The sequence below is a fragment of the Pseudomonas sp. Marseille-P9899 genome (genome assembly GCF_903166565.1).
Taxonomy (GTDB): Bacteria; Pseudomonadota; Gammaproteobacteria; order Pseudomonadales; family Pseudomonadaceae; genus Aquipseudomonas; species Aquipseudomonas huaxiensis.
Genome location: NZ_CAESCG010000001.1, coordinates 2,068,835 through 2,087,870, shown reverse-complemented (window position 1 = coordinate 2,087,870; position 19,036 = coordinate 2,068,835). Strand labels below are relative to the sequence as shown.

At 64.2% G+C, this 19,036-nt stretch carries 14 protein-coding genes and 1 riboswitch; of the genes, 10 read left to right on the top strand and 4 right to left on the bottom strand.

All coding sequences use genetic code 11. The features are described from left to right. Positions 1–27: 27 nt before the first annotated feature. The 3 genes from HWV67_RS08945 to HWV67_RS08935 are packed head-to-tail and all read right to left on the bottom strand — an operon-like array spanning position 28 to position 3,152. Positions 28–843 carry an ABC transporter permease gene (locus tag HWV67_RS08945; RefSeq protein ID WP_175650877.1) on the bottom strand — a complete coding sequence of 272 codons (816 nt, stop codon included), beginning with the start codon at positions 841–843 and terminating at the stop codon, positions 28–30. 10 nt (positions 844–853) lie between these two features. Next, positions 854–2,083, bottom strand: a complete 1,230-nt coding sequence (locus HWV67_RS08940; protein ID WP_175650876.1) for an ABC transporter permease — start codon at positions 2,081–2,083, stop codon at positions 854–856. Between the two features lie 31 nt (positions 2,084–2,114). Continuing rightward, a complete protein-coding gene (locus HWV67_RS08935) occupies positions 2,115–3,152 on the bottom strand; it encodes an ABC transporter substrate-binding protein (RefSeq protein WP_175650875.1) in 1,038 nt (345 codons plus the stop codon). A 299-nt stretch (positions 3,153–3,451) separates the two neighbouring features. Here HWV67_RS08935 and HWV67_RS08930 point away from each other — a divergent pair, with 299 nt between their 5' ends. Further along, positions 3,452–4,270, top strand: a complete 819-nt coding sequence (locus HWV67_RS08930) for a helix-turn-helix transcriptional regulator (protein ID WP_175650874.1) — start codon at positions 3,452–3,454, stop codon at positions 4,268–4,270. A 107-nt stretch (positions 4,271–4,377) separates the two neighbouring features. Here HWV67_RS08930 and ftrA read toward each other — a convergent pair whose 3' ends face one another. Further along, positions 4,378–5,358 (bottom strand): transcriptional regulator FtrA, encoded by a 981-nt coding sequence (ftrA, locus tag HWV67_RS08925; protein ID WP_175650873.1) that lies wholly within the window; start codon positions 5,356–5,358, stop codon positions 4,378–4,380. 91 nt (positions 5,359–5,449) lie between these two features. Between ftrA and HWV67_RS08920 the strand changes: the two genes are divergently transcribed. The 9 genes from HWV67_RS08920 to HWV67_RS08880 all read left to right on the top strand — a co-directional run bounded on the left by HWV67_RS08920 (position 5,450) and on the right by HWV67_RS08880 (position 19,026). Further along, on the top strand, positions 5,450–6,946 hold the full coding sequence (locus tag HWV67_RS08920; protein WP_175650872.1) for an MFS transporter: 1,497 nt from the start codon (positions 5,450–5,452) through the stop codon (positions 6,944–6,946). Between the two features lie 232 nt (positions 6,947–7,178). Further along, a complete protein-coding gene (locus HWV67_RS08915) occupies positions 7,179–8,435 on the top strand; it encodes a cystathionine gamma-synthase family protein (protein ID WP_175650871.1) in 1,257 nt (418 codons plus the stop codon). 139 nt (positions 8,436–8,574) lie between these two features. Further along, complete coding sequence (locus tag HWV67_RS08910; protein WP_095156654.1) at positions 8,575–10,014, top strand: amino acid permease; 1,440 nt, start codon at positions 8,575–8,577, stop codon at positions 10,012–10,014. A gap of 49 nt (positions 10,015–10,063) precedes the next feature. Further along, complete coding sequence (locus HWV67_RS08905; protein ID WP_175650870.1) at positions 10,064–10,954, top strand: LysR substrate-binding domain-containing protein; 891 nt, start codon at positions 10,064–10,066, stop codon at positions 10,952–10,954. An 18-nt stretch (positions 10,955–10,972) separates the two neighbouring features. Next, a complete protein-coding gene (gene thrC / locus HWV67_RS08900) occupies positions 10,973–12,361 on the top strand; it encodes a threonine synthase (RefSeq protein ID WP_175650869.1) in 1,389 nt (462 codons plus the stop codon). Beyond that, positions 12,358–12,795 (top strand): Lrp/AsnC family transcriptional regulator, encoded by a 438-nt coding sequence (locus tag HWV67_RS08895; protein WP_175650868.1) that lies wholly within the window; start codon positions 12,358–12,360, stop codon positions 12,793–12,795. The genes thrC and HWV67_RS08895 overlap by 4 nt, the downstream gene beginning before the upstream one ends. Before the next feature lie 920 nt (positions 12,796–13,715). Then, positions 13,716–14,756, top strand: coding sequence for a homoserine dehydrogenase (locus HWV67_RS08890; RefSeq protein ID WP_175650867.1), 1,041 nt, complete (start codon positions 13,716–13,718; stop codon positions 14,754–14,756). 12 nt (positions 14,757–14,768) lie between these two features. Further along, entirely contained in the window at positions 14,769–16,187 is a 1,419-nt protein-coding gene (locus HWV67_RS08885; protein ID WP_175650866.1) for an aldehyde dehydrogenase family protein, read from the top strand. Between the two features lie 386 nt (positions 16,188–16,573). Continuing rightward, a riboswitch (cobalamin riboswitch) is annotated at positions 16,574–16,779 on the top strand. A 108-nt stretch (positions 16,780–16,887) separates the two neighbouring features. Then, positions 16,888–19,026 (top strand): TonB-dependent receptor, encoded by a 2,139-nt coding sequence (locus tag HWV67_RS08880; RefSeq protein ID WP_175650865.1) that lies wholly within the window; start codon positions 16,888–16,890, stop codon positions 19,024–19,026. The last annotated feature ends 10 nt before the right edge of the window (positions 19,027–19,036 follow it).

Sequence of the window (19,036 nt, the reverse complement as noted above, 5' to 3'; positions counted from 1 at the left end):
GTCTTGTCATTGGCAGGACTATGAAATTCAGTGCGTGCTCGGGCTCTTGGCGGCCATCCGGCTGGCGTAGCGTTGCAGCCAGCCGAGGGTCAGCAGAAACAGGGTCGACAGTAGCGTCAGCAGAAACGCGACGGCGGTGATCGACGGGCTGAGGTTTTCCCTGACCCCGGAGAACATTTCCCGGGGCAGGGTGCGTTGTTCCGGGCCGGCCAGCAGCAGCGACACCACCACCTCGTCGAATGAAGTGGCGAAGGCGAACACCGCACCTGAGGCCACGCCCGGCAGGATCAGCGGCAAGGTCACCCGCCGGAAGGTATGCACCGGCCCGGCGCCAAGGCTGGCGGCGGCCCGTAGCAGTGACCTGTCCAGCCCTTGCAGCGTGGCGTTCACCGCAATGACTACGAACGGCGTGGCCAGCGCGGTATGCGCCAGGACCATGCCGGTAAAGGTGCTGGTCAGGCCCAGGGTGGAGAACAGGAAATAAACCCCCACTGCGGTGATGACCGTCGGCACGATCATCGGCGACAGCAGCAGCGCCAGGAGCAGCCCTTTGAAGCGGAACTGCGCAAGGTTCAGGCCCAGCGCGGCCAGGGTGCCGAGGCTGGTGGCCAGGACCATGCTGGCGAGGCCGATGAGCACGCTGTTCTTCAGTGCCAGCAGCCAGCGTGGCGATTCGAATACCTCCGAGTACCAGCGCAGCGAGAAGCCGTCGAGTGGATAGCTGAGAAAACTGCCGCCATTGAACGACAGCGGCACGATCGCAAGGATCGGCGCCACCAGGAACAACAGGACCAGCGCCGCCGCGCAGCGATTGAGGTTCTGCCAGGAAACGAGTGCGTGCATGAAAGTTCTCCTAACGGCCAATGCGCTGGGCGCCGACCAGGCCGACATACACCCGGTACAGCAGCAGGGTGGCGACCAGCAGGAGCATGCCCAATGCCGCCGCGAGGCCCCAGTTGATGGTGCCGCTGGTGTAGAAAGCGATGTAGTAGCTGATCAACTGATCGTTCGGTCCGCCGATCAGCACCGGGGTGATGTAGTAACCAAGGGCGAGGATGAACACCAACAGTGAGCCGGCAGCGATGCCGGGCAACAATTGCGGCAGGTAGACCCTCCGCCAGGCGTACACGGGACCGGCCCCGAGGCTGGCCGCTGCGCGGATCTGCGATGGCGGCACCGCGCGCATGGCACTGCACAGCGGCAGGATCATGTACGGCAACAGCACATGACTGAGGGCAATGAGTACACCGGCGCGGTTATAGAGCATGTGCAAGGGTTCACTGATGATGCCGAGCGTCATCAGCAGCCGGTTGACCACGCCGTTGCCCTGCAGGATCACCACCCAGGCGGTGGTGCGCACCAGCACCGAGGTCCAGAACGGCAGCAGCACCAGCAACATCACCAGCGCCGCCAGCCGTGGCGGGGCGCTGGCGATCAGTTGTGCGACCGGAAACGCCAGCAGCAGGCAGATCAGCGTCACCGACAGGGCGATCCCCAGGGTCCGGGCAAAGATACCCAGGTAGTTCGATTGTCCCTCCGGTACCCGGACCATGTTGCCCGAGTCGTCGCGGGTAAGGTCCAGCGCGGTCAGCAGGTAGAGCCCGGTCAGTGGTCCGCGGGCACGGGCGATGGCGGCCCAGGTCGCGGTATCGGCCCATTGCCGGTCAAGGCCGATCAGGTGCGCCTGCCAGTCCACCGGCTCGCCGGGCGCCGGTTTGCGTGCGGTACTGGTGATGACATTGCGTATGCCCGGCAGGTCGTAGTTCAGGCGCCGGCCGATGGTCCCGACGGTACGCTCCTGGCGGGCCTGTTCGAGGTCGGCAGCCAGCGCGGCGAACGCTGCGGGCGCCGGCAGGGCCTTGCCGTCCCAGCCTTGCAGGGCTGCGAGGGTGCGCGGCAGCAGCGTGGCGATTTCCCGATCGTCTACCGCCAGCTTGAGCATGCCGCCCAAGGGTACGAGGAAGGTGACGACGAGAAACAGCAACAACGGAGCGATCAACAGCAGGGCCTTGCCCCGGCGAACCCGTTCCAGGGGGCAGGGCTGGATCCGTTCGGGGCTGAGGGCGACGGCGAGGCTACTCATGATGATTTCCAGGTCAGCGGGTTCGGGGCGGTCACTTGGCCGACCACGCGGAGAAGCGCTCGGTCAGGCTGTCGATGTTTTCCAGCCAGAACTGCGCATCGAAGGGCACCGATTGCGCCAGTGCCGAGGGCGAGGTGGGCAGTTCGGCCTGCACCGCCGGGTTGATCAGCGCATTGGCGTTGCGGTTGGGGACGCCGTAGCGGATCTTCGCCGGGAAACGTGCCTGGTTGGTGGCGTCGGCAAAGTAGTTGAGGAAGCGGTACGCGTCGTCCTGGTTGCGGCTGCCCTTGAGCATCACCCAGTTGTCGACCATGAAGATGCTGCCGTTCCACACCACGCGGAAGTTGCGCTGGTCGGAGTCGTTGGTGGCGAACACCCGGCCGTTGTAGGTGGTGGTCATCACGACCTCGCTGGAACCGAGCAACTGCATGGGCTGGTTACCCGCTGACCACCAGATCAGGCTGGACTTGATCTGATCCAGTTTGGCGAAGGCGCGGTCCACGCCCTGGGGCGTGCGCAACACCTCGTAGACCTGCGCTGGCGGCACGCCGTCGGCCATCAGGGCGAACTCCAGGTTCATCTTCGGGCCCTGACGCAGGGCGCGCTTGCCGGGAAACTTCTTCAGGTCCCAGAAATCGCCCCAGGATTTCGGCGCCTCGGCGAGGCGGTCGCTGTCATAGGCGATAGCGATGCTGTAGACGTTGGCGCCCAGGCCGCATTCGCTGGTTGCACCGGTAATGAAGTGTTCCCGGTCGCCGATACGCGACCAGTCCAGTGGCTGGAACAGGCCTTCTTCGCAGCCTAGCACCAACTCTTCGGGCTCCACCTGGACCAGGTCCCAGTTACCGTCGCCGGCCTGGATTTTCGAGCGCAGGATACCGATCCCTCCATCCCAACTGTCTTCCTTGAGTTTCAGGCCCTGCGCCCGCAGCGGGTCGAAGAACACCTGGCGCTGCGCGTCCTGGAACACGCCGCCCCAGGACACCACGGTGACATCGGCACTCGCGTTGCCCATCAGTAACAAACCGGCCAGCAGGCCACCCAGCGTGCAAGGTGCATTGAGGGACATGCGCTCATCCTCTTGGTTGGAAGGGGCGACGTCTGTGCGTCGCTGATTCCACGTTACGCATTTGCCTGACTGGCAACGTCACCCTGATGGGTGACCTCGTGCGCTGTGCTTTTGCCCTACCATGGCGGACCCCACCGGGTGCTGCTGCGCTGGCGTGGTTCATGCATCCGCTGTGCGGAGCAATCCCGGTAACAGGGCGTTGCCATGGCCATGCCACGCCCCGGCCGTTCGGGCACGCCGTCTGACCGACCCTTCGCTGAACCGACCACTTTCGAGGTGTACCCACGATGATCGCTGCCATGAACAGAATTGCGGATCTGGTTGGGGGAATTGGTAACAATCACTTCGATCAGGCCTTCTACAGCTTCTGCCACGAGTTGCTGCAGGCCGACCAATGCACGGTGTTCCGCTTCGACCGGCAGGGCGTTCCGCAATGCCTGATCGCCGAGGCCGAGGACAGCCAGTCGCGTTCGCTGGCCCGGCAACTGGCTTGTGAATACACCGAAGGCGCCTACCGGCGTGATCCCAACCTTGCCCTCGAACAGATCGGCCACCCCGGTGAAGTCCCTGTGCTGGTGCGTTGCGTGACGCCATCGAGCATTCAGGACCGCGGCTATCGGCGGCGCTTCTACGATGAGGCGCTGGTGCGCCAGGAACTGGCGATGATCGCGCCGCTGCAAGGCGAGACGCTGTACTGCAGTTTCTACCGCTCTGAAAGCCTCAGCGATTTCGCCCATGAGGATGCCGGGCAGTTGCAGCAGGTGGGCGCGATGCTGGCGCAGATGCTCGGCAAGCATGCTGAAGTCATGCACCTGCGTAATCGCGGTGAGTCACCTTTGCCCGAGCCCGCTCATCTCAATCCCGAGCGCCGCGCGCGCATGCTCGATGATCTGCGGGCGGCGCTGCTCAAGGCGCCTGGCGGCCTGACCCGGCGCGAGGCGGAGATCTGTGCATCGATTGCGCTGGGCTATACCACGCTGGGCATCAGTCTGAATCTGGGCATTTCGATGAATACCGTGGCGACCCATCGCAAGCGTGCCTATGCCAAGCTGGGCATCTCTTCGCAGAACGAGTTGTTTGCGCGGTATTTCGATAGCATGAATCTGGTGGGGCACTGATTTTCGGGCGGGGGTGTAACGAACAGCTTTTTGAAGAGCGCTGCCAGCGGTACGCGTGCAGTCCATCGAAGTGAGAGGCGGACACCGCAACGTCGCGAAAGCGCCGATCAAGCCCGCCCGAACTGCTTGCGGTAGCAGCTCGGGCTGCTGTCCAGTTTTGTCCGAAAGTGATGGCGCAAGGTCGCCGCAGTGCCGAAGCCGCACTGTTCGGCAATCAGCGGCATGGACAGGGAACTGGTCTCCAGCAGCGCCTTGGCGCGTTCCAGTCGGACCCCCAGCAGCCAATCCGCGGGCGTGGTCCCGGTGGCGTCGTGAAAGCGGCGCAGGAACGTGCGGCGACTCATATGGGCGGCATGGGCCATCTGCTCGATGGTCAAGTCGCTGTCGGGTTTGGCGCGCAGTTGATCCAGCAGCGGCGCCAGGCTACTGCCCGGTCTGACGGTAACCGGTTGTTCGATATATTGGGCCTGGCAGCCCAGGCGGTGGGGCGGCGTCACCATGCGCCGGGCGGCCCGGTTGGCCGCGTCGGGGCCAAAGTCCCGGCGGATCAGGTGCAGGCAGGCGTCGAGACCCGAGGCGCAACCGGCCGAAGTGAGGATGTTGCCCTCGTCCACATAGAGCACCGAGGGCTCGACCTGGATGTCCGGATAGGCCTTCGCCAGCGCCTGGTGATGGTGCCAATGGGTGGTGGCGCGCTTGCCTGCCAGCAGGCCGGTTGCCGCCAGGACAAAAGTACCCGCACAGATCGTGACGATCCGGCAGCCCCTTGCGCTGGCGGCGGTGAGCGCCTGGAGCAGATCGGGGGCAACCTCTTCTGCCAGATCGCGCCACCCCGGAATGACGATGGTTCCGGCCCGTTCCAGCAACTCTAGACCACCTTCCACGGTGATCTGCACACCACCGAAGGCCCGCAGCGGACCGGGTTCGGCCGCCGCGACGCGCAGTTCATAAAGCGGTCTTTTCAGCTCGGGATCGTCGCGGCCGAAGGCTTCGATGGCCGTGCCGAATTCAAAGGTGCACAACTGGTCGTAGACCAGCACGACCAGGGATCGATTGAAGGGCTGGGAGGCGGGATGGCTTTTTGGCATGAACTTGACGATACATGGCCTTCGTGCCGATTTCCACAACCCCCTCGGCGCCCGATCATCCTCCGACTATTTGAGTCGACGGAAACGTGCAATGAAGGATTCGGTGAAAGCGCTGGCTGCGGTTTGCCTGGCAGCGATGATGTTCGGTCTGGAGATCTCCAGTATTCCGGTGATCCTGCCCACCCTAGAAACGCTGCTCGAAGGCCGTTTCAGCGACCTGCAATGGATCATGAACGCCTACACCCTGGCCTGTACCACCGTTTTGATGGCGGTGGGCACGCTGGTCGATCGCTACGGGCGGCGGACATTGTTCCTCGCCAGTGTGGCCGTGTTCGGCCTGGCATCGCTGGCCTGTGGACTTGCCGAAGACGCGAGCACCCTGATCATCGCCCGGACTGTGCAGGGCGCTAGCGGCGGCGCCCTGTTGATCTGCCAGATCTCGATCCTGTCCCGGCAGTTCACCGAGCCCCGAGAGCGGAGCAAGGCCTTTGCCCTGTGGGGGATCGTGTTTGGCGCCGGGCTTGGTCTTGGGCCGATTATTGGCGCGGGCATCCTCGCGCTCGCCAACTGGCAGTGGGTTTTTCTGATTCACCTGCCGCTGGCGGTTATCGCGTTCGCCCTGGCGGGCGCCGGTGTGCACGCCTCCAGCGAGGCGCCGACGGGCAAGCTGGACAGCCTGGGAATCCTGCTGCTGGCGTCGGCGGTGTTCGGCCTGACGTTCGTGATTATCCAGGGCCCTGAACTGTCGAGCGCGACCGCCGGCGCGTTGGCCCTGGCGACCCTGCTGGCGTTCGTGGCCTTCCTGATTTCGCAGAGGCTCAACCCGCACCCGATGATGGATTTTTCGGTGTTCCGCATTCGAGGTTTTTCAGGGGCGCTGTTGGGTTCGGCGGGCATGAACTTCAGCTTCTGGCCGCTGATGATCTACCTGCCGATCTATTTCCAGGCGGGCATGGGGCTGGATAACGTCGACGCGGGTTTGCTGCTTCTGGCGTACACCTTGCCAACCCTGTTTGTGCCGCCGTTGGGTGAGCGCCTGGCGCTGAAACTTCAGCCGGGCGTGATGATTCCTGCCGGGCTGCTGGTGATCGGGGCGGGCTTGATGTTGATGTGCATCGCCATCGGCAGTGCCCATCTGCTGGTTCCCGTTATGGCGGCAGGCTGCGTGTTGGCGGGGACCGGGCTTGGTTTGACCAACACCCCGGTGACCAACACCAGCACCGGTTCCGTGCCGCCATCGCGGGCGGGCATGGCGTCTGGTATGGACATGAGCGCGCGGATGACCTCGCTGGCCATCAATATCGCGGTGATGGGCTGGGTATTGGTGCAAGGCATTGCCGGCAGTTTGCGCCAGAGCTTGCCGGGGTTGGGCGAGGGCTCCGCGTTGCAGGCCATGGCCCAGGCAGTGGCGGCCGGCAAACAGGCGATACCCGCCAGCGCCTTTCACACCGCACTGGATCAGGGCTTCGCCTGGGTGCTGATCTATGGCGCCGCCAGTGTGTGCCTGGCGGCAGTGGCCAGCCTTTGTGTGTTCAGGCCGTGGGCTGCAGAGGGCATCACTGATAATCGGGGCTTTGTGGGTCAGTAATGGTCGCGAGGTGCATGCCGGGAGTTTTCTGGCTCCCTTGGGATCAAGCGCAGTGCGGACGGCGCTTGAAAAACCATCGCCACTGCCCAGCCCCCAGCCAAGCCCGACGAGCCATTAAAAAAACCTTCCCTTAGGGCTGGATTCCATCGTTTTTCAAGGGGGCGCGTCCTCCCTATAGTCCTCGCAGACCCAATCGAAACACCGCGGTGTTTCATCGATGCGAGACAACAACATGAACAACGAAGCAAAGGTCGCTCAGGGCGTGCAACCGGGTGTTGGCACCTGTGTGGTGTGGGGCGGGGAGCAGGTCGAACACCCTTATAACGCCACCCAGACCCCGATCGTCGCCAGCGCCGCCTACGGCTATCACGATATCGATGCCTGGCATGACGTCGCGCTGGGCAAAGAGCCGGGCTTCATCTATAGCCGCATGAGCAACCCGACCGTCGCGGTGCTCGAAAACAAACTGTGCGCGCTGGAGCAGGCCGAGTCGGCCGTGGCCTTCAGTACCGGCATGGCGGCGATCAGCGGCGTTCTGCATACCTTCTTGTGCAACGGCAAACGCGTGGTCTCGACCCGCGACAGCTACGGCGGCACCAACAAGATCTTCGAAGAGTTCCTGCCCCGCCAGGGCGTCGAAGTGACGCTGTGCGACACCCTCGACACCGAGGCCATCGAGCGCGAAATCGCCCTCGGCTGTGATCTTGTCTACCTCGAGACGCCCAGCAACCCGACCCTGAAAATCCTCGATATCCGCCGGCTGGTGGCGGCGGCGAAACGTGTCGGCGCGCTGGTCGTCGCCGACAACACCTTTGCCACGCCACTGAACCAGAACCCGCTGGCGCTGGGCGTCGATGTGGTGGTGCACAGCGCGACCAAGTTCCTTTCCGGCCATGGTGATGTGCTTGGCGGCGTGGTCTGCGGGGCCGAGTCGCTGATGACGCAGGTGCGTCACTACCGGGAAATCAACGGCGCCTCGCTGGACCCGTTTTCCGCCTACCTGATCATTCGCGGCATCAAGACCCTCGCCCTGCGCCTGCGCCAGCAACAGGCGAGTGCCCAGGCGCTGGCGGAATACCTGTGCAGCGAGCCGTTGGTGGAAGCCGTCAACTATCCGGGGTTGCCGCAGCATCCCGGTCACCAAATCGCCTGCGCGCAGATGAAGGGCTTCGGCGCGATCGTCAGCTTCGTGCTGGTCGGCGGGATGGACACCGTCGTCAAGCTGCTGCCGTGCCTGCGCTACGCCCACCGTGCCGGCAACCTCGGCGCGGTGGAAACCATCTACGGGCCGGCACGGACAACCAGCCACGTGGAAAACACCCTGCAAGAGCGTCAGGCGCTGGGCATTTCCGAAGGGTTGGTGCGGGTGTCCGTCGGTATCGAGGACACCGCTGACCTGCTGGAAGACCTGCGTCAGGCCTTCGCCACGGTACGTGCCCAACGCACGGATGTGGCCGGCAGCGAGCGGCGCGCCAGCGTGTCCGCCTGAGGGTGAGGGCGGTCTGCCCGGGATGGCGGGCCGCCCTGTTTCATGAAAGCAATAACAATAACAGTCGCTGGTGCATTGGTTGGTACTGCCTCGTTGCGGGTTTCCCGTTGAACACCAGACACTTCATGAGAATCAAACTATGTCCACTGAACACTCAACGACAGCGTCGGCTGATCCGGCCGAATACAAGAAAGAGATGCACACCCGCCATATCGTCATGCTCGCACTGGGCGGGGTGATCGGCACCGGGCTGTTTCTGACCTCGGGCTACACGGTCAACCAGGCCGGCCCCCTTGGCGCGGTGATCGCCTATATCGTCGGCGCGGTGATGGTCTACCTGGTGATGGTCTGCCTGGGCGAACTGGCCGTGCAGATGCCGGAAACCGGCTCGTTCAGCAGCTACGCCACTCGTTACCTGGGACCGGGCACCGGCTACACGGTGGCCTGGTTGTACTGGCTGACCTGGGCCGTCGCCATCGGCTCGGAATTCACCGCCGCCGGGATCCTGATGGTCCGCTGGTTTCCGGACACGCCGGTGTGGATCTGGAGCGCATTCTTCGCCATCACCGTGTTCATCCTCAACGTGGTGTCCGTGCGCCTGTTCGCCGAGACCGAATTCTGGCTGTCGCTGATCAAGGTGCTGACGGTGATTGCCTTCATCGTCATTGGTGCCGGGGCAATTTGCGGCCTGTTCGAGGTCAAGCATGTGCAGGGCATCGGGCTGTCCAACTTCACCCGCGAGGGCCTGTTCCCCACCGGCTTGTTGCCCATCGCGATGACGCTGCTGGCGGTGTCGTTCGCCTTCTCCGGCACCGAACTGATCGGCATTGCCGCCGGCGAAGCCAAGGATCCGCAGGACAGCGTGCCCAAGGCCATTCGCACCACGGTGGTCCGCCTGGCGCTGTTCTTCGTCGGCACCATCGTCGTCCTCGCGACCTTGTTGCCCCGTGAGCAGGCAGGCCTGGTGGAAAGCCCGTTCGTGATGGTGTTCGACATGATCGGCATTCCGTACTCGGCCGACATCATGAACTTCGTGATCCTCACCGCGCTGCTGTCGGCGGCCAACTCCGGCCTGTACGCCGCCTCGCGGATGCTCTGGACCCTGAGTGACCAGGGCCATATGCCCAAGTGCTTCCGCCGCCTTTCGCCGCGCGGCACGCCAGTCAACGCGATCATCCTGAGCATGGCCGGCGCGGTGGCGTCGCTGCTCAGCAGCGTGGTGGCGCCGGACACGGTGTACCTGGCGCTGGTGTCCGTTTCCGGGCTGGCGGTGGTGGTGGTGTGGATGAGCATCGCCGCCAGCCAGATCGCGTTTCGCCGGCACTATGTGGCCAATGGCGGTCGCGTCGAAGACCTGCATTTCCGGGTGCGCGGTTACCCCTGGGTGCCGCTGGGCGCGATCCTGTGTTGCGTGCTGGCTTGCGTCGGCATCGCGTTCGACCCCGAGCAGCGGGTGGCGCTGTACTTCGGTCTGCCCTTTATCGCCTGGTGCTACTTCGTCTACTGGGTGACCCGCAAGAAGCGCGAACAGCGGCTTGCCGCCATGCTGCCGGTGGTCCCGGGCGTTAACGCGACCTGAAGATTCCGGTTCATGATGGACGGATTCAATTCCGAACGAGGTCGTGCCGATGAAGCAAAAATCCCTGCCGCCGCTGAACTGGCTGCGGTCATTCGAGGTATCGGCGCGCGCCTTGAACTTCACCCACGCAGCGGAGGAACTGCACCTGACCCAAGGCGCAGTGAGCCAGCAGATCCGCCAACTGGAAAACCACCTGGGCGTGGCCTTGTTCAAGCGCCTGCCCAGGGGCCTCGACCTGACCGAGGAGGGCCAGTCCTACCTGCCGGTGGTGCAGGATGCGATCAGCCGCCTCGCGGTGGGCACCAACGAGATTTTCGGCCAGCACAAGCGCAGGCCGGTGAAGGTCCGCGGCAGCCTGTCGTTCCTGCAGTACTGGCTGGCCCCGCGCTTGCTCGATTTCAGCCGCGAGAACCCGAACATCGATATCCGCTACATCAGCAACCTGTGGGTCAAGGCGCCGGATGGCGAGGACGACCTCGAAGTGCGCTGGGGCAATGGTGAATGGCTGGGTCTGCATGCCCAGCGCCTGACCTGGGACGTGCTGGTGCCGGTCTGCTCGCCGGCGCTGCTGGCGCGCTCGCCGATCCACCAGCCGCAAGACCTCAAGCACCATCCGCTGCTGCATGTGCTCGGCTACGAAGAGGGCTGGGGCTACTGGCTCAAGCGGGTTGGCGCGGACGATGTCGATTACTCGCGGGGGCTGCAATTCGACACGCTGATTTCGACGATCCGCATGGCGGAGCTGGGGCAGGGCGTTGCCCTGGCGCGTTCCTCGGTGGTCGAGGACCTGCTCAGGGACGGGCAGCTTGTCGCGCCCTTCAGCCAGCGCATCGAAGCCAGCGAATCGTTCTACCTGGTCCGTGAGCAAGGGCGCGCGCTGCCGCCCGATGCCGCGCTGTTTTCAGACTGGCTGGTGGCTCAAGCCCATCGGCCTTCGTAACCCTTTCCTGGAGTTTTCATGCACTACGTGAGCACCCGCAATGGCGATGTACGGGCGGACTTCCGTGAAGTCGTGCTGTCGGGCCCTGCCGCCGATGGCGGCTTGTATGTGCCGGCGCACTTGCCGGTGATCAGCCCGGAGGAAATCGCCAGTTGGTCCTGGCTGCCGTTCGATGAGCTGGTATGGCGGGTGATCGCGCCCTTCGTCGGTGACGCCCTGGATGAGCCGACCCTGCGCGCGCTGCTCAGCGACAGCTACAAGGACTTCACCCATCGCGCGATCACACCACTACAGCAGATTGGCCATAACGAATGGATTCTGCAGTTATTCCATGGCCCGACGCGCACCTCGAAAGACTTTGCCGCGCAGCTTCAAGCGCGGCTGGTCAGGCACTTTCTCGACGAATCCTCTAGCGAAGCGCTGGTGGTGGGCGCCACCAACGGCGACACCGGCGTTGCCGCCATCGAGGCTTTCGCGGCCTGCCCGAACGTGCGCATGGCGATTCTCTATCCGCGTCACGAGGTCCCCGCCGACCGTCTCGCCGCCTTGCTGGCGGCTGACCCTGAACGTGTCCTGCTGATCCCCGTGGAAGGCAGTTTCGATGACTGCCAGACCCTGGTCGCGCGGCTGTTTCGTGCCTGGCCGCTGGAGGGCGTGATTCCGGTCTGCTTCAACTCCACCAACTGGGTCGGCGTGCTGGCCCAGATCGTTTTTTACTTCCATGCCGCGTTGCAGTTGGGCGGTGGCACCCGGCCTGTCGGCTTCAGCGTGCCCGCCGCGAGCTTTGCCGAGATCTACGCCGGCTTCGTCGCGCAGAAAATGGGCCTGCCGATCAATCAGGTGATCGTCTCGACCAACAGCAACGACGCGCTCCACCGCTTCCTCCACCGCAATCGATACGCCACCCACGCCAGCCAGCGCACCCTGGCGCCGGCCATGGATTTTTCCCTGTATTCGAATCTGGAGCGCTTTATCTGGGAGCTGTATGGGCGCAGTGCTGGTTGCGTCCGGACGTTGATGGAGCATTTCGAAGCCTGTGGCGAACTGAGCATCGGCAACCCGCAGTGGCTTCAGGCGCGGGTGTTGTTCGACTCCTATGCGGTGGAGGAGGCCGAGGTGCGCCGCGAGGTCATCCGCCTGCGCGAGGACACCGGCGCCATTGTCGATCCGCATACGGCGGTTGGCGCGCTGGCCGGGCGCATGCATCGCCGTAGCCTGGGCGCGCCGATGGTCACGCTTGGCCAGATCGCACCGGAAAAATCCGCCGCGCTGCTGGCGCAACTGGGTGTCTGGGACGGCGAGGTGGTGCCGCCGCCAGCGTTGGCAGACGAGCCGCCGGCCCTTCAGCGTGGCGATCTGGACGGTCTGTGCCAGGCGCTGCGGGCTGCGCAGGCGAGGGCGCTATGAAGCGCATTCTGGACCCTCTGGACGAGCGCATCCTCGCCGAGCTGACCGCCAATGCGCGGATCGCTCATGCGGAGCTGGGGGCCAAGGTCAACCTGTCGCGCAATGCGGTGCGCCAGCGCGTCGAACGGCTTGAGCGCGATGGCGCGATCCAGGGCTATACCGTGCGGCTGGGCAACGCTCGCCGGCCTTCGTCGCTGATCAGCGCGGCGATTTTCGTATACCGCTACGACCGCATGCGCGGCGACGATGTGCTGGCCAAACTGGGCACCATTCCCGAGGTGGTCCAGTGCGAGGTGCTCAGTGGCGAGTTCGACCTGATGCTGCGGGTCAACGCGGCGAGCCCCGAGCGGGTTCACGCGGTCTGGAAAGAAATCGCGGCCATGCCCGGCGTGGAAAACACCGTGACCTCGTTTGTTCTTTCTGCTGTTTTCTGAAGTAGCCCTTCCGGCCAATGCCAGTCAGTTGAGCCCATCGCGACGGTTCGGCGTCCCGTAGGGCTACAAAGCAGATCCAATTATTAGGTTCTTCACGGAATGGTGGGGGGGCGTGGCTTTGGCTTGGGTGCTGTGAGCTTATCCATTCGATGTGGCGAGGCTGCCGGCCCCTTCCGCCTTTACGGCGTCCTACTTTTTTCTTGGAAAAAGTAGGCAAAACCGCTCGCTCCCACATCCGGCCCTACGCTGCGCTCCGGGTCCCCTCGCTACGGCGCCTTTCGGGGCCACGCGGCCTACGACTTGCTTCGCAAGTCTACATCTCGCGTCTTCGGCTAACGCCGAAGGGTGCTGCGCACCTGCCCCTACAGGCACCTCCGCTCGGCCTCCTGAAGTCGCGAAGTTACGGGCGGCGCCTGTACTGACGGATCTTCGAAATCAGAATCTGATGAAACCACCGACTTGCTCTCGATCTTGCTTCTGCTCTTAGTGCGCGCAAGTCCAGACGCCACAAGGTGCGACGTCAGGAGGCCGAGTGGAGGTGTCTGAAGGGGCAGGTGCGCAGCACCCTTCGGCGTAGCCGAAGACGCGAGATGTAGACTTGCGCAGCAAGTCGTAGGCCGCGTGGCCCCGTAAGACACCGGAGGGAGGGGACCCGGAGCGCAGCGTAGGGCCGTATGCAGGAGCCAGCGGTTTTCGTCCATTTTGCCAAGACAAAAGGACCCGCCGTAAAGGCGGAAGGGGCCGGCAGCCTCGCCACATCGACTGGATAAGCCCACGGCACCTAAGCCCAAAAATCAGCGTCCCACCATCTCTTTCCACTGTGCAAATCGCTCAACAAATACAGCGTTTTGCCGTATTCAAGTGCCCTGGCCCGACTCGTACGCTGATGCCATCAAACAACAGCAAAGAGGAATGCCTTCGTGACTGAATACAACATTGCCCTGGTCGGCTTCGGTGGTGTGAACCGTGGCCTGGCCCAGTTGATCGCAGAACGTAATGCCACCTGGAAGGCGGCCCTCGGTTTCAGCCTGAAGATCGTTGGCGTCACCGACCTGTTTCTCGGCTCGGTGGTCAACCGCAACGGCCTGGACGCCGCCGAGCTGGTCGCGCTGCCTGCCGAGAAGGGTGCGTTGGCACGGATCGCCGGCGGTACCGCCGAAGCCTTCAATGAAACGGTGATCAAGCAGTCCGGCGCCGACATCATTGCCGAGGCGACCTTCACCAACCCGGTCGACGGCGAGCCGGCAGCCACCTTCTGCCGCTGGGCGCTGGAAAGCGGCATTCATGTGGTCACCACCAACAAGGGCCCGATTGCCCTGCACGGTGCCGAGCTCAAGGCGCTGGCCCGTCGCAAGGGCCTGGCGTTCGAATACGAAGGCTCGGTGATGAGCGGAACGCCGGTGATCCGCCTGGCCCGGCAGGCCCTGGCCGGTGCGGAAATCCAAGGTTTCGAGGGCATCCTCAACGGCACTTCCAACTATGTGCTGACCCGGATGAAGGACGGCCTGGCATTCAGCGATGCGGTGGCCCAGGCGCAACAACTGGGCTACGCCGAAGCCGACCCGACCGCGGACGTCGAGGGCCATGACGTGCGCCTGAAAGTGGTGATCCTCGCCAACGAACTGCTGGACGCGCGGTTGAGTGTCAGCGATGTCGCCTGCTCGGGCATCAGTGGCATCAGCGCGGCGGACATCGTCAAGGCGCAGGCTACCGGGCAGTGCTGGAAACTGATCGGCGCCGCCAGCAAGGCGGCTGACGGTTCGGTTTCCGCCAGCGTCGAAGCGCGCTTGCTTCCGGTCGAGCACCCGCTGGCCGGCATCTCCGGCGCGGTCAACGCGATCTCGTTCAACACCGAACTGCTGGGCGCCGTCACGGTGTCCGGGCCAGGCGCCGGCCGGATCGAGACGGCGTTTGCCTTGCTCTCCGACATCATCGCCCTGCACACCACCGACCGACAGTAACGGGAGCCTTTCATGAGCGTATCTCGCATGACCAGTGTTCAATCCGTAGCCCCCAGCCACATCGAGGTGTTCAGCCCGTTCGATGGCCGTGTGGTCGGTCGCGTGCCCAACCTCGACGCTGCAGCGGTGCCGGGCCTGCTGGCGCGGGCGCGGGCGGGCGTCAGCGAAAGCGCGGCGTTGCCACGCCATCGCCGTGCGCGGATTCTCGAGGAGGCCGCGCGACTTGTGGAAGCCGACGCCGCGGCGTTCGCCAGCCTGATCGTGGCCGAAGCCGGGAAAACCCTGCGCCAGGCCGAGAAGGAAGTGAAGCGCTGTGTGAACACGCTGAAGCTGTCCGCCGAAGAAGCGCGGCGCAATGCCGGTGAAGTGGTGCCGTTCGAAGCCTATGAAGGTTCGGAGTCGCGCCAGGGCTGGTTCACCCGCGAGCCGCTGGGGCTGATCGTCGCGATCACGCCTTACAACGACCCGCTGAATCTGGTCGCGCACAAGCTGGGCCCGGCGATTGCCGGCGGTAACGCGGTGATCCTCAAACCGTCCGAGCTGGCGCCGTTGTCGGCGTTGAAACTGGTGGCGTGCCTGGTCCAGGCCGGCCTCCCGGACAGCGTGGTGACCACCGCCACCGGCGGCGTGGAACTGGGCCGGGCGCTGGTCGAACTGCGCGAGGTGCGGATGATTTCCTTCACCGGCGGCTTTGCCACCGGCGAATCCATCGCCCGCAGCGCCGGGCTGAAAAAGCTGGCGATGGACCTGGGCGGCAACGCGCCGGTGCTGGTGCTGGAAGACTGCGACCTCGGGCCGACCGTGGAGTCCTGTGTTTCGGGTGCCTTCTGGGCCGCCGGGCAGAACTGCATCGGTACCCAGCGGATCCTGGTGCACCGCGAGATTTATCCAGCGTTCCGCGAACAGTTCGTGGCGCAGTCGCGGGCCTTGAACCTGGGCGACCCGTCGCTTCGCGAAACGGATGTCGGGCCGATGGTCACCGAGCAGGCGGCCTGCCGTACCGAGCAACTGGTCGAGGACGCCGTGGTGGACGGCGCCAGGGTGCTTTGCGGTCATCGCCGCGAGGGCGCGCTGTACGCACCGACCGTGCTGGAACAGGTCAGCCACGGCAGCCGGATCTGGCAGCAGGAAGTGTTCGCGCCGGTGGTGATCCTCGAACCGTTCGACCACCTCGACGACGCCGTCGCCCTGGCCAACGCGCCGGAATACAGCCTGCACGCCGGCGTGTTCACCCGCGACCTGTCGACCGCGCTGAAGCTGGCGCGGCGCATCGAGGCCGGTGGCGTGATGATCAACGACTCGTCCGACTACCGCTTCGACGCCATGCCATTCGGCGGCTTCAAATACGGCAGCCTCGGCCGGGAAGGGGTGCGCTTCGCCTATGAAGACATGACGCAGCCAAAAGTGGTGTGCATCAACGAACTGGGCTGAGGCGATGCATCGGTGATTGCCGGTCCTGGGGTCCGGTATCTACACCTCTCGCAGGCAATCGCAAACCTTCAGCCACTTGCGATTCTGTGGGAGCGGATTCATCCGCGAAGGGCCGCGCAGCGGCCCTAAACCCATCCACCACCCTGTTCCTGCGTGGATTGGATCTCACCTTCAGGCATCCTGAAGGTCGACAGATATTCCGGATATAGACAGCCACCCCGTGCTGGATGGTTTTGGGGCCGCTATGCGACCCTTCGCGGATAAATCCGCTCCCACAAGTTCCGCGTCAAACCAGTATCTTTGCCGGTGAGATGTGTAGATGCCCATGCGGTCCGCGGGCCGGCCACCAACACCTGTGTCGTTGACCTTCCAACACTTTGATGGTCAGATGCGCGCCTGTTTCAGGTGTCCCATACCGTCGTGTATGGGGTGAAACGGGAAGCCGGTTCGTCACTTTGCTGATCAGTCCGGCGCTGCCCCCGCAACGGTATGCGAGCGAAACATTCGATACGCCACTGTGCCCCGTGCATGGGAAGGTGAATGTTTCATGACCCTCGCGAGCCCGGAGACCGGCCTGAAGCATTGTTTGGCAAACCCGCGGTGGGCGGGCGCAGGCCGGTTTCCGTGGGCTGTCGCGCCCGCGATTCCCTATGCGTTGTTCCCTCCGGGATTCTTTCATTCCTGCTTCAAGTGGAACGACATGTCCCGTAACTCCCTGTTCAACTCCTTCTCGGGCACGCTGCTGTGTGCCAGCCTCGCACCTTGCGTGTTTCTGTCCCTCCCGGCGCACGCCGCCGAAGACGACAAAGCCCTGTCCTTGCCGGCCACCGCCATCAACGAGGTCGCCGAGCAGAATCCCCAGCCTGACCTGCATACCGCGAGCACCAGCGGCTCGCGCCTGGGGCTGACGCCGCTGGAAACCCCGGCCAGTGTGACCAGCATCAGCGCCGAGCAGATCCTCAAGCGCAACAACGCCACGGTGCAGGACGCCGTGACCCGTTCCCCGGGCGTCACCTTCATCGGCACCCCCGGCAACGGCGGCACCGCGCTGTCGGCCCGCGGCTTCACCGGCCACAGCTCGACCATGCAGTTGTATGACGGCACCCGCCTGTATGTCGGCGCCGGCACCGTCACCTTCCCGGTGGACACCTGGGCGGTGGAACGCATCGATGTGCTGCGCGGCCCGGCTTCGGTGCTCTATGGCGAAGGCGCTACCGGTGCGGTGATCAACGTGGTGCCGAAGAAACCGTTCGAGGGCGAGATCCGCAATCACCTGCGCCTCGGCTATGGCTCGGACGACAAACGCCAGGCCGCGCTGGACAGCGGCGGCTCGCTGACCGATACCCTCAGCTACCGCTTCAACCTGAACCAGCAGGCGAGCAACGGCTGGGTTGATCGCGGCAACTCGGAAAGCATCGCCCTCAGCGGCTCGCTGCGCTGGCAGGCCACCGACGACCTGAGCTTCACCTTCAGCCATGACTACGTTGACCAGGAGCCGCAGCGCTACTTCGGTACGCCGCTGGTGGACGGGCATTTCCGCGAGTCGCTGCGCGACCACAACTACAACGTCGAGGACGCGACCGATCACTACAACGACCAGTCCACCCGGCTGGTCACGGACTGGACGATCAACGACAACCTCAGCGCCAGCAACCAGTTGTACTTCCTCAAGGCCCAGCGCCGCTGGCGCAATGCCGAGACTTACACCTGGCTGCCGGGTGACCTCGTGCGCCGCGACAGCTTCATCAGCATCAAGCAGACTCAGGAGCAGGTGGGCGACCGTCAGACCTTCACCCTGCAGCATTCGCTGTTCGGACTGGACAGCCGCACCGTGGTCGGCGCGGACTACAACTCGATCCGCTTCGTGCGCAAGCATGACTTCGACAACGTCTACAGCGACACCGTGCCGCTGGCCGGCTCGGGTGGCGGCGGCTATGTCAGCACCGACCCGTATCGCTCCCGCGACGCCAACCAGGCGAAGCAGTTCTCGCTGTTCGCCGAGAACCGTACCCAGCTCACCGAGCAGTTGTCGCTGATCACCGGCGTGCGCCGCGATCAGGTTCACCTCGACCGTACCGACGTGGCGACCGATACCCGCAGCGATCGCAGCCTGTCCGGCGGCAACTGGCGCGCCGGCCTGGTGTTCGCCGTCACCGAGGACCTTTCGCTGTACGGCCAGTACGCGACCAGCACCGAAGGCGTCAGCAACCTGCTGACCCTCTCGACCGCGCAGCAGCAATGGGACCTCAGCACCGCGAAACAGACTGAAGTGGGCATCAAGCAGCAGTTGCTCGATGGCCGTGGCGAATGGACCCTGGCCGCGTATCACATCGTCAAGAAGAAGCTGCTGAGCACTGATCCGGTCAACCCGACGATCCAGCAGCAGATCGGCCAGCAGTCCTCCGACGGCATCGAGGCCACCCTGGAACTGCGTCTGCCATACGACGTGCAGCTTTCGGCCAACGCCGCCTGGGTTCGCGCCGAGTACGACGAGTTCGCCAGCGGCAGCAACGACTTCAAGGGCAATCAACCGGTCAACGTGCCACGCCGTTCCGCCAACCTGTGGCTGAGCAAGGACTTCGCCGAGCGCTTCAGCGCGGGTGCGGGTGCGCGCTACGTGGACAGCCGTTATGGCGACAACGCCAACACGGTTGAAGTCCCGAGTTACACCGTGGTCGATGCCAACGTCGACTGGCACGTCCAGCCGGACCTGACCCTCGGCCTGCAACTGAACAACCTGTTCGATCGTCAGTACGCCACCACCACCGGCAACAACGGTCGGCAGTGGTACCTGGGCGAGCCGCGCTCGTTCTTCGTCACGGCTGACTACACCTTCTGACTGCCGCGCC